The sequence below is a fragment of the Hydrogenovibrio sp. SC-1 genome (assembly GCF_002848135.1).
In the GTDB taxonomy this organism is placed as follows: Bacteria; Pseudomonadota; Gammaproteobacteria; order Thiomicrospirales; family Thiomicrospiraceae; genus Hydrogenovibrio.
Map to the genome: position 1 here is coordinate 15,921 of NZ_PKGB01000002.1, position 15,750 is coordinate 31,670.

A 15,750-nucleotide genomic window follows, 5' to 3' on the forward strand; every position below is an offset into this window, starting at 1 on the left:
CATGAAAAAACGCATCAAACTTTTTCTATCAAGTCAGTACGGTTGGTTAAGCGTTATTTCGAGCATCTTGCTGGTCATACTCATGGTGATGAGTCAAATTTTGCAGAATGCTTCTCAGTTTGCAGAGAGCTATTCAACGTTACTGTTTATTGCTTTTTTTGGGATTATTCTACTGGTTATTATTTTAGTCAAAACCCTGCTCAAACTCCGCCAACAGTATCGTCAAAAAGTGGCCGGGATCAAACTCACAACCCGCCTTACCCTCATTATCAGTGCCTTGCTGGGCATTCCGCTCACCATCGTCTTTTACTTCTCGATGAGTTTTGTCCATCAAGGTATCGACCAATGGTTTGATGTCAAAACCGAAACGGCACTCAGCAATGCGGTTAAGTTGGTACAAACCTCTTTAGACGACCAAACACGGCGCAAACTCAACAGTACCCAACAAGCGCTAAAACGCTACCAGCAAGACCTCATCAACTCCCCTATCCTCACCCTCAATAAAATTGGCGAACAACTGAATGCGCGTGAACTGTCACTCTATAACTCGGATGGACAACTGATTGCTTATAACAGCCAAGAAAACATTGGTATCTTGCCGACGGCCCCAGCTCCTAGACTCTTTCAACAAATTCGAAAACGGCTAAGCTACGCCGCTATTGAAACCCAACCCGGTGCCAATTCTCAACATCAATTCATTCACGTCATTCTGCCGGTCAACGACCTGTTGAACAATAAACTCTATGCTCTTCAAGTCATTTTTCCGATTCCGGACCAACTCAGTAATCTGGCCAACACAGTTCAAGTCGCTTCAGGTCAGTATCAAGAACTCTCCTATTTACGAGCCCCCCTCAAAACCAGCTTCACCGTAATATTAACCATGGTATTACTGCTGACCTTAATCAGTGCCTTGCTATTTACCATTCGCACCATTGAAAACATTACTCGTCCGATTAGAACCTTAGCAGAAGGGACAGAGGAAGTTTCCAAGGGGAATTACTCACTGACAATGCCGATTGATCGACAAGATGAGATGGGGCAGTTGATTCAGTCTTTTAATGACATGATTCAGCAAATCGCAAAGGCTCGAAATGAAATCAAATTTGGTCAGCAGCAGGCCGAAATGCAAAAACTTTATCTGCAAGCCATTATCAAAAACCTCAATAGTGGCGTGCTGACTTTTGATAATCACATGCGCCTAAAAACACTCAATGACGCCACCAACCTGATTCTAAATACCGACTTGTTTTCTCAGGTTGGCAATGAAATCGGCGACATTCTAAACCAACCCGATTACCAAGCCTTAAACGGCTTCTTTGAACAGGTTTTTCCATTGTTTCGAGAGGATGCCAAGCCTTGGAGTCAACAATTGAGTTATGATGATTTTCATGGTCGAAAAATGCTGTTGGTTCATGGATCAACCTTACCCAGTCTTGACCAAAAATTTAATGGTTACGTTATCGTGATTGAGGACATTACCAAACTCATCAAAGCTCAATTGCATGCGGCTTGGAGTGACGTCGCCCAGCGGCTTGCCCATGAAATTAAAAACCCTTTGACGCCCATTCAGCTTTCTGCTGAGCGACTTAATTTCAAGCTATCGAGTAAGTTGGAAGATTCCGATCAAAAACTCCTTGCGCGTATGACCGATACCATTATTGAGCAGGTATTGGCCATGCAAAACCTAGTGGATGCCTTTACCGAATATGCGGATACCCCTGAGTTGGAATTAACTCAACTTGATTTGAATGGTCTTGTTAAAGATGTCGTAAACATGTATAAAGACCCTAAAGCCAATTGGCGTGTCAGCTATGAGATTGACCCTCAGTGCCCAACACTTTCGGCCGATCCCGCTAAGCTCAGACAACTGCTTCACAATCTCATTAAAAACGGTCTTGAAGCTTGTGAAACCATTCCTCAAGGGCGGGTAAGAGTCATGACGCAAAGCCTGGACGAACACCATATTCAATTGCGTGTCTGTGACAATGGCAATGGCATACCAGAAACCATTAAAAACTGGATTTTTGAACCCTATGCTACCGGTAAACCCAAGGGGACAGGACTGGGGCTTTCAATCGTGAAAAAAATTGTCGATGAACATCATGGGCAAATTCAGGTAGAATCTTCACCTGATACAGGAACCTGTTTTATCATCAAACTTCCACAAACCCAATAAATGACAATCGCAAGGATATAGGCTTTAATGATAAAACCCAGCAAAATTCTCATTGTTGATGATGAAAAAGACATCCGAAACCTCATGCAGGAAATCTTTACTGAGGAAGGTTACCAAGTCATGCTGGCGGCTAATGGGCAACAAGCACAAGCAATCTGGCGGGATAAATCGCCTGACATCATCTTTTTAGATATCTGGATGCCAGATATTGATGGCATTAGCTTGCTAAAGAAAATGAAAACCGAAAAAATTCTTGATCACAGCTGTGTCATTATGATGTCTGGGCATGGCACGATTGAAACTGCGATTGAAGCAACCAAGCTCGGTGCTTACGACTTTTTAGAGAAACCCTTATCTCTGGCCAAACTGTTAATTACTGCAGAAAGGGCCATGACGCATTTCCAGCTACACCACGAAAACCGTCATTTAAAACAAAAGCTACCAGAACAAATTTTGCCGATTGGCAAAAGCAAACTGATTGGCGACCTGAGCGACACCATTAAACGATTATCGCAGTACACCATGCCTATTTTAATTGAAGGGGAACCAGGGACTGGCAAAAAACGAATTGCCAATGCCATTCACAAACTGAGCGCACGCAAAGATCACCCGCTCTTTACCATTAATGGCGCAGATTTTGCCGATCAGGAAAAGCGAATTCTTGGCGAGAAGTCACCGGAAACCACCATTACCGGCGAACTCATTCATGCCACTGGCGGAACCTTGGTGATCGAAAATGCCGAACAGCTCGACACCAAAGGGCAAGCCTTTTTAAGTCAACTGATTTTTGAAAACGGTTTTATTCGCCCTGGCAGCCACCAAAAAACCACGGTGGATTTGCGCATTATTGTGCTATCACAAGGTGGATTGGCACAACTGGTGGAACAAAATAAATTTCGTGAAGACCTATTACACCGTTTACAAGTAATGCCGATTCAAGTGCCGTCCCTGCGTCAACATACTGAGGATATTCCTGAATTAGTGGACCACTTCTTGGATTATTTCTTAACACATGAAGGGTTAGAATACCGCGAATTTACCGTTGCCGCTCAAAATGTACTACGCCAATATAGCTGGCCTGGAAACTATCGAGAGCTGCAAAACCTCATTCAACGGCTACTCATTTTAGGAGATGGAGATGTCGGCGCAGATGAAGTCCGTTATGCGCTGGAAAGGCGACGCAGTGAGGCAGGTGCCTTCAATGCAGTGGATACCTCTACCAATTTAAAACAAGCCAAAGAACAATTTGAGGCCGCTTATCTCAGTCAATTACTCAGAGAAACGGGGGGCAATGTCACAGAAACAGCACGATTGTCAGGGGTTGAGCGTACCAATTTATACCGCAAACTCAAGGCCTTGAACATTGACCCGAAAAACCCAAAATAGCGCCATATAGTCAGCTTATGCAAGTTAAAATATTGCTTATTACACGAATGCAAAGTGATTCATTATGAACATTCTTATCCTCGGAGCAGGTCAAGTCGGCAGCTCGCTGGCAGAGCTTTTAGCCCATTCAAATAACGATGTAACGGTCGTGGATTTAGATCAAACCAGTTTACAGCGACTCCAGGATCGGTTGGATATTCGCACCGTAAATGGCCATGCGTCTGACCCTGACATTCTGAATCAAGCCGGCATAGAAGATGCCGACATGTTAATTGCGGCAACCCATGAAGATGACACCAATATCGTAGCCTGCCAATTAGCGCACATTATGCATAAGACCCAAACTAAAATTGCACGTGTTCGGAGTCCCAGCTATCTGAATCATCCAGAATTATTTGACCGAAATCAAAACTCAGATGCCATTCCCATTAATGTTTTAATCAGTCCTGAAACCTTAGTAAAAGACTACATCCTACAATTAATTGACTACCCTGGCTCCTTGCAAGTGGTTGACTTCGCCGATGGTAAAGTTCGGCTGGTTGCCATTCGAGCCTATGAAGGGGGCTTACTGGTCGGTAAAAAGATTCGTGAAATCAAGCATCACTTGCCAGATGGCGTCATGCACCGTATTGTGGCCATTTACCGTCAAAATGAGATCGTGATTCCAACCGGGGAAGTCACCATTCAAGTTGGGGATGAGGTCTTTTTCTTGGCAGAGCCCTCTCATATTCCCAAAATCGTGCAAGAACTACGACGGGATAAACTGCGACCTTCCCGTAATATTATGATTGCAGGGGGCGGTAATATTGGCTTTAACCTAGCCAAAGAACTTGAAAAACAACACAACGTTAAAATCATTGACCGTAGCATTACCCAAGCCCGTAAAATTTCCGAAACGCTTGAAGAAGCCATTGTTATTCATGGCGACGTGGCAGATCGTTCCCTACTAATTGAAGAAAATATTGATGAAATTGATTTGTTTGTCGGCCTAACCAATTCCGACGAAGCCAATATTATCTCGGGCATGTTGGCTAAAAAGCTGGGCGTACGCCGTGTTATTGCATTGGTCAACAATCAATCTTATGTCGACTTAATTCAATTAAACAGTATTGATATTGCCTTGTCGGCAGACCAAATTACCACCAGTCGCCTATTACATTACATGCGACAAGGGGATACGGTGAAAGCCTTTACACTCAGACGCGGAACCGCAGAAGCAATGGAAGTCATCGTTCATGGCAGTGAAAACTCTTCCCGTATTATCGGTAAGCGCATAGGTGAAATCGCTTGGCCCAGCAGCATTACCATCGGCTGCATCATCCGAGAAGAAGAGGTCCTTTTCTCGCACCGTGATCTCACCATTGAAGCCGAAGATCATGTCATTCTATTTTTGAATGACCCTTCACAAGCAACCGAAATAACCGAGTTGTTCACCCCACAAGAAGTTAAGAGTTGGTTTTAGAACTACAATAGGCTGATGCAATGCATACCAATATCATTTTAAAAGTTCTGGGATTGCTGCTGATGGTCTTCAGCGTATCATTGATCCCGCCCGTGCTAATCTCTTTCTACTATCAAGATGGTGGCACCCAAGATTTTCTGCTGTCTGCACTCGCCTTATTGAGCTTAGGATCATTACTATGGTTTCCATCCCGCCATGTGCAGCGCGACCTTAAAATCCGAGATGGCTTTATTATCGTGGTCATGTTCTGGGTGGTGCTGGGATTCGCTGGGTCTGTGCCCATGTATTTCACCTCTAATCTCTCCATTTCACTAACCGATGCCATCTTTGAATCCTTTTCTGGCTTAACCACCACCGGTGCAACCGTGATGAGCGGTATTGAAAACCTGCCCCATTCTATGCTGTGGTATCGTCAGCAACTGCAATGGCTAGGCGGTATGGGAATCATTGTCTTGGCGGTCGCCATCCTGCCGATGCTGGGCATTGGGGGCATGCAGCTTTACCGCGCCGAAAGCCCTGGCCCGGTCAAAGATAACAAACTGGCACCTCGAATTTCTGAAACCGCCAAAGCGCTTTGGTATATTTATCTCGGTATCACTTTAGCCTGTGCATTCAGTTTTAAAATAGCGGGCATGAACTGGTTTGATGCCTTTGCCCATAGTTTTTCTACCGTTGCGATTGGCGGTTTTTCTACTTATGATGCCAGTATTGGTCACTTTGACAGTGTTGAGATCGAAATCATTGCCATGCTGTTTATGTATATTGCCGGCATCAATTTTGCGCTCCATTTTACCGCTTTTCGTCACCTCACCTTTAAACGCTATTTGTCTGATCCGGAATACAAAGGCTACACGATGATTCTGTTTACCAGCATTGTGATTGTCTCCAGCTACCTCTATTTCAATGAGATTACCACCAGCTGGCAAGAAGCATTACGTTACGGCAGCTTTCAAGTCATCTCAATTGGCAGCACGGCAGGATTTGCCAGCACCGACTTTACTGTTTGGCCAGCCTTCCTACCCATTTTCTTAATCCTGATGAGTTATATAGGTGGTTCCGCCTACTCCACAGGGGGCGGCATGAAAGTAATTCGAGTCATGCTACTGTTTAAGCAGGGCATGCGTGAGATCCATCAACTGCTCCACCCCAATGCATTGATGCCGGTTAAGCTTAATGGTAAACCCATTTCAGAAAAGATTATGACGGCTGTGTGGGGCTTCTTCTCGCTATATGTGTTTATCGTCGTGATCCTCACCTTAGTGTTGTTGGCGATGGGGCTGGATGGGTTAACTGCCTTTTCGGCTGTGACCGCCACCATTACCAACCTTGGCCCTGGCCTAGGAGATGTCTCTTCCAATTTTTCAGCATTAAGTGACCCGGTCAAATGGGTACTGACCTTTACCATGCTGCTTGGACGGCTAGAACTGTTTACCCTCTTAGTCCTCTTTACCGCAGCTTTCTGGCGTAAATAAATCATGAATCAGCCATCACTGTCTGAAAAATGGGATCAACATTATGCTGAACAACCGGCGAATAAACCGGTAGCAGCCGCTTGGGTCTTAAAACAACATTTATCCGAACTGCCCTTACGTGGCAAGGCTCTTGACCTTGCTTGTGGCCTGGGCGGCAATGCTCGTTTATTGGCCCAATGTGGCTTTAAAGTCGACGCTTGGGATATATCCGATACCGCGCTCACCCAACTGAATAACTGGGCTGCGGTCAATCGACTGCCCATCAACCCTATGCTCTGTGACTTTGAACAAATGCTATTTCCCTATCAACAATACGATGTCATTGTCATTAGCCGTTACCTCAATCGTGATCTTTGGCCGCAAATCTGCCAAGCACTCAAACCAAACGGTAAACTTTTTTTCCAAACTTTCTTGGCACCTGTTCAAATCCATGCACCTAAGAATCCAGCCTATTATTTACAAGCAGGTGAGCTGCAAAAATGGGTTGATTCTGACCAGGCCTGGTCAGAATTTCGCCTGAACATCTATGGTGAGGGTTGGTTAACAGAGTCAAAATCCACCCATCGTTATGCGTGGATGATTGCGCAAAAACGACCTTCTCAGTAACGCCATGCTTGCCCAACGACTAAAACTTTCGCCGATTCATCTCGGCATGTTATTGGCTACCTTTGGTACAGCACTCTTCTCGCTCAAGTCCATTTTCATTAAACTGGCCTACCTAGAAGGGCTCAATACCGACAGTGTGCTGGTATTGCGCATGGCGATTTCATTACCGATTTATCTGGGCATTTTGATTTGGCTTATTCGCCGACAAGCCCATACTGACGTCCGATTAAACCAATTTCCAATGATTTTATTGCTCGGTTTTTTAGGCTATTTTTTATCCTCCTGGCTGGATTTGAAAGGCCTGGAAACCATTACTGCGCAACTAGAGCGTCTCACCCTATTCACCTACCCCATTTTGGTGGCCTTACTCGGCACGTTATTTTTTAAAACGCCAATTACTGCTAAAATTGGCTGGTCGCTGCTCATTACCTATGGTGGTCTCTGGGTGGTGTTTTATCAAGAATTGCAATTGATTGGCGATGGCACCGTTTTTGGTACCTTAATGGTCTTTTTGGCTGCGCTTAGCTTTTCGGTCTATGTGCTGTTAGGTAAACGTGTTATTCATCAAGTCGGCAGCTTAATGTTCACCTCGCTGGCCATGTCCTCATCCAGCATTATTACACTCATTTACTTCAATACCTGGGTAGGGTTTGGTGGGTTAGAAGTCACCCAGATGGCTTGGCTATGGCTGTTTCTACTGGCCATTTTCAGTACCGTTATTCCCAGCTTTATGATTGCCGAAGCCATTGCCCTAATCGGCCCGACTCAAACAGGCATCGTCGGCACTTTAGGCCCTATATTCACCATTCTGTTAGCCGTTTGGTGGCTGAATGAACCTTTTGGTTTAGCCCATCTAATTGGTCTGGCACTTGTCGTCAGCGGGGTGCTCTTACTGACATTCAAGCGAGCATAATCATTTAAATCTATTTTTAATCTCTCAACATCTTCCTTAAAAAACAAAACCTTAGTTTTTGTGCGACAATTTGTCGCATTGTCATGCACTGTTCCCTCTCCTAAAATCTATTTATTTTTTAAATTGAGAGTACAAACATGAAGAAACAACCACTCTATCTAGCGATAGCCGCTGTCCTGTTGAATCCGACCTACACCCAAGCCGAATCGGTGCACCAGCTGGATAGCATTAGTGTTACAGCAACCAAAATTGAACGTGAATCGAAAACTGTTCCGCAAAGTGTGTATGTGGTAGATGAAAAGCAAATCGAAAGCGAAAACGCCACCAGTGTCAATGAACTTATTAGTAAAATCCCAGGCGTCACGGCAGTCAGCAAAAACAATGGCTATGATTCACGCTTGATTATTCGTGGTGCCGGCTTAAAAGCGCCGTATGGCGTTCGTGAAATCATGGTGATTCGTGACGGCGTACCGATGACCGACCCAGACAGTTTTACCCGTTTTGATGTGATTGATATTGATGATATTGAATCAGTCGAAGTTTATAAAGGACCGGGTTCAATTTTCGCTAGCAACGCCAGCGGCGGCGTGGTGTTTATTCAATCAAAATCCGTGTTTGACGACCAACAGGACCGAGTTAAAGTCGGTTACGGCAGTTTTGGCACTGCAAAGTTAAATGTAAAAAAATCGATTCAAGCGTCCGAGACTGACAACTTAGCGATTAACTTTTCCCGTCGTCAATCAGACAATAGCTGGCGCGACTGGAACCAGTTTGATACCACACAGTTAAGTCTCAAACACGGTCATTTTTTCAACGATGACTCGGTGCTTGAAACCGAAATTGCCTATACCCAAGCCAATTTGCAACTGCCGCAATCTTTAAGTGCTGCCGAGTTCGATGCCTATAAAGATACCGGCGAAACCACAAATACCAGCAGTGCTTGGCAAAAAAGTGGCCGTTACTCCAACACCCTGTTTATTAACAGCCGTTATGAAACCTCCATGGGTGAATTTGACTTTAAACCGCAAGTTTATATGACACGCTGGGACCATTTTCACCCAGTAACCGGCATGATTAACGACTCTCAAGATAATGCCGTCATTGGTACCGACCTAGCTTGGAGTCGTAGTCACGAGTTCTTGAATATGCCGTCGGAACAAATTTTTGGTATTGGCTTACGTGCAGATATTCAAAACAGTGCAAAAAAGTACCAGTATGCCGATGTGACGACCATCCCGAGTGGACGAATTGTTCAAGTGAATTCGGATGAAAAAGGTGCTTTAGCCAATACCGAAGACAGCGACAGTCAAATCTATAGCGCTTATTTCCAAGAGTCCTTTTCGCCCAATTCAAAATGGGTAATCGACTTGGGGGCTCGCGCCGACCTGCTTAATATGCGCATTAAAGGCACCGAATACTCAAGTTATGACTTTGCAACTGGCGTATACCAATCCGGAACTGGTGATTTTAAATACCAAGAAACCTACCAGCTTTTCTCTCCGAAAATTGGCGCCAGTTATGCCCTGACAGATACACTCAATATTTTTGCAATGGCAGTTTCCGCCAATCAAGCACCAACTGTCAGTGAGATGCAAGCCAACCAAACCTACAACAAAGCGGACTTAAAAGGCTCAACCTCAAGTAATATTGAATTTGGTTTAAAACAGCGCGGCTCAAAACTGAGTGCGGATATTAATATCTATTACACTCAGCTCACTGACGAAATTGTTTCAGTAAAAGGAGGCAGCTATCCAAACCTTTATACCTATTATGAAAATGCTGGGCGGTCCGAACGCAAAGGCATTGAGCTCAGTGCGCAGTATAAACTAACATCTGCTTTAAGCGTTGGCGCCAATGCCAGTGCCACCGACTATCAATATCTTGACTATGTCAGCTCTGGCAGTGATTACTCCGGCAATCGTCCGCGCTTTATTCCCGACTATCAATATGCGTTATTTGCAAATTTGCAAAAACAAGCCTATTCCGCTCGTTTAGAAGCAATTGGTTTCGGTTCTTACTATATTGATGACGCCAATACCGAACGCAATGGCGGCTATGACGGCGTATTTAACCTAATGCTTGGCTATAGTAAGCAAGCACACCTATTTAACCTAAGTATTCGCAATCTATTGGACAAACGTTATGCGCAAGAAGTCTCTGCTTCCTATGGCGGAAACCTGTATACACCGGGCACACCAAGAAGCGTAATGTTGACCTATCAATATAAATACTAGGAGCCAGATATGAAAATTGTTGAACGCCAATCTAGTCGTTTAAATCTGTTACGTTGGCCAGTTATTGGTTGGTTTTTCAACCATACTCCAACCATGCAAGTGATGCGAGTGATTGTATTAGCAATGTTGGTTAGCGCCATTTATTTCGGCTTAGTGTATCCCACCGAAGAAACCAACCCATACACTGGTGCAATTTTTTGGTCGCTATTTTGGCCGTTTTTCTTAATTGTGAGTATGGCGACATTAGGCCCTATTTTTTGCGGTATTTGCCCCCATAGTTTTATTGGTAAATATCTCAATAGAATGGGGCCAAAAAAACCAATCCCTAGTTGGCTAAAGAACCGTTGGATTGGTTTTGGCTTATTATTGACCGCTTACTGGGTGCCGATTTACGCCTTTCCGGATTTATTAAAAACCCCGTGGATTACCGCGCTGTTTTTTTTGGTGTTAACGATTTTTGCCTGGACAAGTTTTTATTTATTTAGAAACATGGCCTACTGCTCAAACCTGTGCCCAATTGGTTCGGTCACCAGCGCGTTTGGTAAAGTCGGATTTGCCAAACTCACCACAGATCAAGACCACTGCCGCTCGTGCCGTAGTTTTGATTGTATGAAAGCCTGCCAATGGAACCTAAAGCCCTATTTGTTTGAACCCAAAAACTCGATTGGTGACTGCACCCTTTGCATGGACTGTTCAAAGGCCTGCAATGCGGTGGAATTCAAGTTAACCAAGCCATCAATACAACTATGGCAACCCTCAAAAGCCAAAGAGCCGATGAACGTGTGGGTGTATGTATGGCTGTTGGCCGTGATTTCGATTACCATGCGCTTTCATCATTCACTGGGTCATTCTTCGATTAAGGAACAATTGCCATGGGTGCAGGCGGGAACTTGGATGGATCAGCTTTGGCCGGTGCCACTTTTTGATTGGGTTGGCGCGATTGCCCTCGGCATGGCGGTTGCGATCACATTTGCCATCTTCTACGCCAGCTTTGCAATCAGCGCCAAACTGACCAATAAACCTTTTAAAGAATACGCCCAATCAGTCGGTCAAATGTTAGCGCCATTGATGTTGATTGGCGGTTTAAGCCATGTCGGCAGTTTCTTTTTCCTGCATTATGCATCAGATCTCGCCAACGCGTGGTATTGGCTCACTGGCTCTGTTAACCAAATGCAACCTCTAGCGAGCTTCCGCGATGGCTGGGTTCATCTGTTCAATTTATTTAATTATGTAGCCGTGATCTGGGCCATGTTTATTTTGCACAAACGCTTAGGATTATTGGCATTAAATGGGCCAAAACGTTTCGCGATGTTTATGATCAGTGGCTCCATGATTTGGTTCTATTTATATCTGATTATATTGCGCGCTATGATTCCAAGTGGCCATTAAACTCAAGCTAGACCACTGAGCCTAATTACCCAAGCTGATTTGCAGCCAGCGGTAATTAGGCATCATGCCGCTCCAAACATTGGAGACAGTTATCCTGCCTAAAAACATTTAGGGCTATGTCGTCGCAGAGGTTTCGATTGAACGGCTATATTTTGGGGATTTGAGTTGTTCGAATTGGTTCAGAAAGCTTTTGGCTTGGGTGGCGATTTGGGCGACACCACCCGTTTGTTCGCTTTCGATATTGATGGGTAACACTGGGTCGTGTAACGATTTTCGAATCAGAAACCAGCCATGGCCATGTGCCGCATCCACGGTCACATGAACGCCTTCAACATTATTGGGGGTGAGCGACCAGCCAGGTTGCTTTGCCGCAAACAGCTCGAACTGTTTGAGCACCTTATCGGCCTCTGCGCCAAAACCCTCCGTAGTGATTTTTACACGATATTCTTTGGCTTCAACTGGCTCAGGTAATCCGGCAATCAGTTCGTCCACACTGCCTTTGCCCTCGGCATGCAGCTGTGCGGCCTTAATAAGGATTTTGGCAATTTGATAAGCGCCGTCATCAAGAAAGTAGTTTTCTTTTAGAGCGCCATGTCCCGAGGTTTCCATCGCCAGCCAACTGGCTTGGCCTTCTCGATTTAAGCGAATGGATTCGTTAATCACATTTTTATAGCCGCGTTTAAATCGATAATGAACGCCACCCAAGGTGTTTTCAATCCATTGCTTTAGCCCCGTAGAGGTCACCGAGTCGGTGACGATGACCGTGCCGGGATGCTGTTCGAGCACGATGGCAGCCATCAGCGCAATAAAACGATTACGGTTTATAGGGTGGCCGTTTTTATCCACTGCGCCAGCACGGTCGACATCGGTATCGAAAATAATCCCTAGGTCGGCCTGATGATGATTGACTGCAGCCATAATCGCATCCATTGCTGCCGAATCTTCAGGATTGGGAATGTGATTTGGAAAAGCCCCATCGGGTTGCAGAAACTGGCTACCGTGGGTGTCGGCGCCCAACGGTTTCAATACCTTTTCCACAAAAAAACCGCCTGCACCATTGCCCGCATCTACCACAATTTTCAACCCTGACAAGGGCTTGTTACCCTGCCCCGCACCTTGGCGAATGGTCGCTACCAGCGAAGCGGCGTAATCGTCCATTAACGGAATTTTTTGAATTTTTGAAGTTGGGGGAGCTTCAAATGTCCCGATTTCAGTGGCAAGCGTGAGTAGCGCGGTGATCTCATCTTTCTCTAACCCGCCGTTGCGGGTAAAAAACTTGAGCCCGTTTCGATTAAATGGCAGATGGCTTGCAGTGAGCATAATGGTGCCATCGTAGGCATGGTTTTCAAACACCGTTGCCATAAACATCGCTGGGGTGGAGGAAAGTCCGCTGTCGGCAATGAACCGACAACCCGCTTTTGCCAACCCTTGAAAAACAGCGGTCTTCAGCGTGTCTGATGATAAACGAGAATCATGGCCTACGGCCACTTTCAATTCAGTAATGGGCTTACCGATTTGCTGTGAAAGCCATTGCGCAAACGCCAAACCAATGGAGCGCACAATCTCTGGCGTTAGATTGACTGTTTCGCCAACAACGCCATCTAACGCGACACCCCGTATATCGCTGCCATTCTGTAATTTCAGCCAAGCCTGGTTCATCATTTTCTCGTTCCATTAAAGGTTTAAAATGCCCAGGCCTGGTCAATATTTGGGCTAAATTGGCCAATAAGCGCCGGTAGCGCCGATAATAAATTCAATCGTGCCGAGCATGAGGTTCAGTGCGATTAAGGGGCGCATCTGACCATTCATGATTTGCCCCGCTTCTGCCAGTTCGTATTGCTCAATGCGAATGTTAAATTTTGCATAAGGACCAAAAAACAGCCAAGCAAAAACAATAACCATTAACCAGCCAATTCCACTCATTACTTTAAGGTATAAGGGGGTTTGTTCCAATCCGCCAAAGTCTTTCATGATCAGCCAATAACCGCTAATCACAATTAAGCCGATAAACAGCCAAACCCAAACGAAAAAGCGGCGAAAGACTTTTTGCCAAAGCTGAACCCTATCAGTGGGCTCAAGCATCATTGCAGAGGGTCGAAGTACGCGATAAGCAAAGAAGATTCCGCCCACCCATAACATGGCGGCAACAGCGTGAAGGGAGATTGCGATTTGGCTTTCAACAGACATGGGATTCCTTTTATTTAAGTCTTTGGATAATTCATTAAACTGATTAAACCTTAACCGCTGCTTAAAATCAAACTAATCCAACCCCTTTGATTTTCACAACGAAAGTTAACCTGATCATCCGTGACGGTGATTGCGTGTTTGAGTTCTCAATTTTGAGTGGATAACACCCTTTTTTGATAAGACTCGTTTTTTCATTGAATATATCCGCCTACACGGATATACTATTTTTTTAGCGAAATTTCTCCGTGGGGTAAAGGATGTTTGAGCAACTGGCAAATTGGATCGCTTACGATTTGTTACAACTGAGTGCCGAGTCACAAACCGGAAGTGCCGTGCAATTCTTTGTCATGGATAGCGTCAAGATTTTCGTGATGCTGGTAGTGATTATTTATGTGATGGGATTGTTGCGAGCCTATGTTTCGACCGAACGTATTCGCGAGATCGTTACGGGCAAACCTAAGTGGATGGGACGCTCATTAGCGATCAGCTTAGGCTCAGTGACGCCTTTTTGCTCTTGTTCTTCTGTGCCACTATTTATTGGATTTGTTGAAGCGCGTATTCCGCTAGGCATTACCTTCGCATTTTTAATTGCCAGCCCCATGATTAACGAAGTCGCCGTGGTCTTGCTAATTAGCATTCTAGGCTGGGAAATTGCGGCGTTGTATGTCCTTGCGGGCGTAGTGGTTGCCTATATTGGCTCCATCGTCATGGAATGGTTCAAACCAGAACGGTGGGTAGAGTCTTATGTTTGGGATATTAAAATGCGCCATCAGCAGGAACTAGAAGCCCAAACCGGAGGGCTGAGCGCTCGCCACGAATTTGCTTGGAACGAAGTCAAGGTCATTGTAAAACGTATTTGGCATTGGGTGTTTATCGGTATTGGATTGGGAGCCTTATTTCATGGTTATGTACCTGAAGCTTGGGTGAGCACCTATTTAGCAGATGCCTCCAATTGGTGGAGTGTACCAGCAGCCGTCGCTTTAGGGGTGCCTTTATATTCAAATGCCACCGGCGTAATTCCAGTGATTGAAGCCATGCTGGGCAAAGGGGTTCCGATTGGAACCAGTTTGGCTTTAATGATGAGTATTGCAGCGCTGTCCTTACCGGAACTACTCATCCTGCGCAAAGTCATTCGCTGGCCTGCGTTAATGGTGTTTGCGTCGGTATTAGTAGTTGCATTTATTTTCGTGGGTTATCTGTTTAATTTTTTGTATGCATAAAATAGTAAAGGAAGTTCAGAATGAAAAATAATTTAATGGTGCGTTTAATGACGCTGTTTATTTTAGTGGGCATCGCTTTAGCGCATTTCTCCGGACAAACGGATTTGTGGTCGGCTAACTGGCTTTGGTTGGCAATTATGCCCGCATTTATGGGCTTTCAAGCGACCTTTACTGGATTTTGTCCAGCAGGATTTATTGGTAAGTTATCCAAATCCGGCGAATGTTGTCCGGGCGGAAGTTGTGGAACTGACAAGGCTTCTACACCAGAAAAAGCCACAACTAAAAAATCCGACAACGCCTGTTGTATCGGTTCTTCGGAAAGCCAAGCAGACCAAAACACGGGCTGCTGTGGTTCAAATGCTAGCGAAAAGACACCGACTACATCCAGTTGTTGCGGCTCAGATGATCAGTCTAAATCAACTGACTGTTGTAGCGGTTCAACTGAGGGATTGGAAATCAAAGTATTGGGCACTGGCTGCGCAAACTGTAATAACACCGTTAAAGTGATTCAGGCAACAGCAGATGAGCTTGGCGTGAGCGTCAAGGTCATTAAAATTGAAGACATTGCCGAAATCGCCGCCTATGGCGTGATGACAACCCCGGCCGTCGTGATTAACGAACAAGTAGTTCATTCAGGGGGTATTCCATCGAAAAAAGTCATTACCGAGTGGTTATCGGCTTAAGCTAGGGCAAACTGTAAACCCC

General features: G+C 45.1%; 12 protein-coding genes. 10 read left to right on the top strand and 2 right to left on the bottom strand.

Annotated features, from left to right (window positions below):
• Position 1 precedes the first annotated feature (1 nt).
• The 8 genes from CYQ88_RS01275 (at position 2) to CYQ88_RS01310 (ending at position 11,638) form a co-directional block, all read left to right on the top strand.
• A complete protein-coding gene (locus CYQ88_RS01275; protein ID WP_101839532.1) occupies positions 2–2,176 on the top strand; it encodes an ATP-binding protein in 2,175 nt (724 codons plus the stop codon).
• 27 nt (positions 2,177–2,203) lie between these two features.
• On the top strand, positions 2,204–3,562 hold the full coding sequence (locus CYQ88_RS01280; RefSeq protein ID WP_233188778.1) for a sigma-54 dependent transcriptional regulator: 1,359 nt from the start codon (positions 2,204–2,206) through the stop codon (positions 3,560–3,562).
• 64 nt (positions 3,563–3,626) lie between these two features.
• Positions 3,627–5,024 (top strand): Trk system potassium transporter TrkA, encoded by a 1,398-nt coding sequence (trkA, locus tag CYQ88_RS01285; protein WP_101839533.1) that lies wholly within the window; start codon positions 3,627–3,629, stop codon positions 5,022–5,024.
• 20 nt (positions 5,025–5,044) lie between these two features.
• Positions 5,045–6,496: a TrkH family potassium uptake protein gene (locus CYQ88_RS01290; RefSeq protein ID WP_101839534.1), complete on the top strand. Its 1,452-nt coding sequence runs from the start codon at positions 5,045–5,047 to the stop codon at positions 6,494–6,496.
• Positions 6,497–6,499: 3 nt separating this feature from the next.
• A complete protein-coding gene (locus tag CYQ88_RS01295; protein ID WP_101839535.1) occupies positions 6,500–7,102 on the top strand; it encodes a bifunctional 2-polyprenyl-6-hydroxyphenol methylase/3-demethylubiquinol 3-O-methyltransferase UbiG in 603 nt (200 codons plus the stop codon).
• On the top strand, positions 7,077–8,015 hold the full coding sequence (locus tag CYQ88_RS01300; protein ID WP_233188779.1) for a DMT family transporter: 939 nt from the start codon (positions 7,077–7,079) through the stop codon (positions 8,013–8,015). Before CYQ88_RS01295 ends, CYQ88_RS01300 begins: the two co-directional genes overlap by 26 nt.
• A gap of 137 nt (positions 8,016–8,152) precedes the next feature.
• Complete coding sequence (locus CYQ88_RS01305) at positions 8,153–10,249, top strand: TonB-dependent receptor (RefSeq protein WP_101839537.1); 2,097 nt, start codon at positions 8,153–8,155, stop codon at positions 10,247–10,249.
• A gap of 9 nt (positions 10,250–10,258) precedes the next feature.
• Positions 10,259–11,638 (top strand): 4Fe-4S binding protein, encoded by a 1,380-nt coding sequence (locus tag CYQ88_RS01310; protein WP_101839538.1) that lies wholly within the window; start codon positions 10,259–10,261, stop codon positions 11,636–11,638.
• A gap of 114 nt (positions 11,639–11,752) precedes the next feature.
• On the opposite strand, the gene CYQ88_RS01315 is transcribed toward CYQ88_RS01310, so the two are convergent.
• Positions 11,753–13,300 carry a phosphomannomutase/phosphoglucomutase gene (locus tag CYQ88_RS01315; RefSeq protein WP_101839539.1) on the bottom strand — a complete coding sequence of 516 codons (1,548 nt, stop codon included), beginning with the start codon at positions 13,298–13,300 and terminating at the stop codon, positions 11,753–11,755.
• A gap of 51 nt (positions 13,301–13,351) precedes the next feature.
• Positions 13,352–13,825 carry a CopD family protein gene (locus CYQ88_RS01320; RefSeq protein ID WP_101839540.1) on the bottom strand — a complete coding sequence of 158 codons (474 nt, stop codon included), beginning with the start codon at positions 13,823–13,825 and terminating at the stop codon, positions 13,352–13,354.
• A gap of 257 nt (positions 13,826–14,082) precedes the next feature.
• On the opposite strand from CYQ88_RS01320, the gene CYQ88_RS01325 reads away from it, so the two are divergent.
• Complete coding sequence (locus tag CYQ88_RS01325; RefSeq protein ID WP_101839541.1) at positions 14,083–15,045, top strand: permease; 963 nt, start codon at positions 14,083–14,085, stop codon at positions 15,043–15,045.
• Positions 15,046–15,065: 20 nt separating this feature from the next.
• Positions 15,066–15,728 (top strand): thioredoxin family protein, encoded by a 663-nt coding sequence (locus CYQ88_RS01330; protein WP_101839542.1) that lies wholly within the window; start codon positions 15,066–15,068, stop codon positions 15,726–15,728.
• Positions 15,729–15,750: the final 22 nt, after the last annotated feature.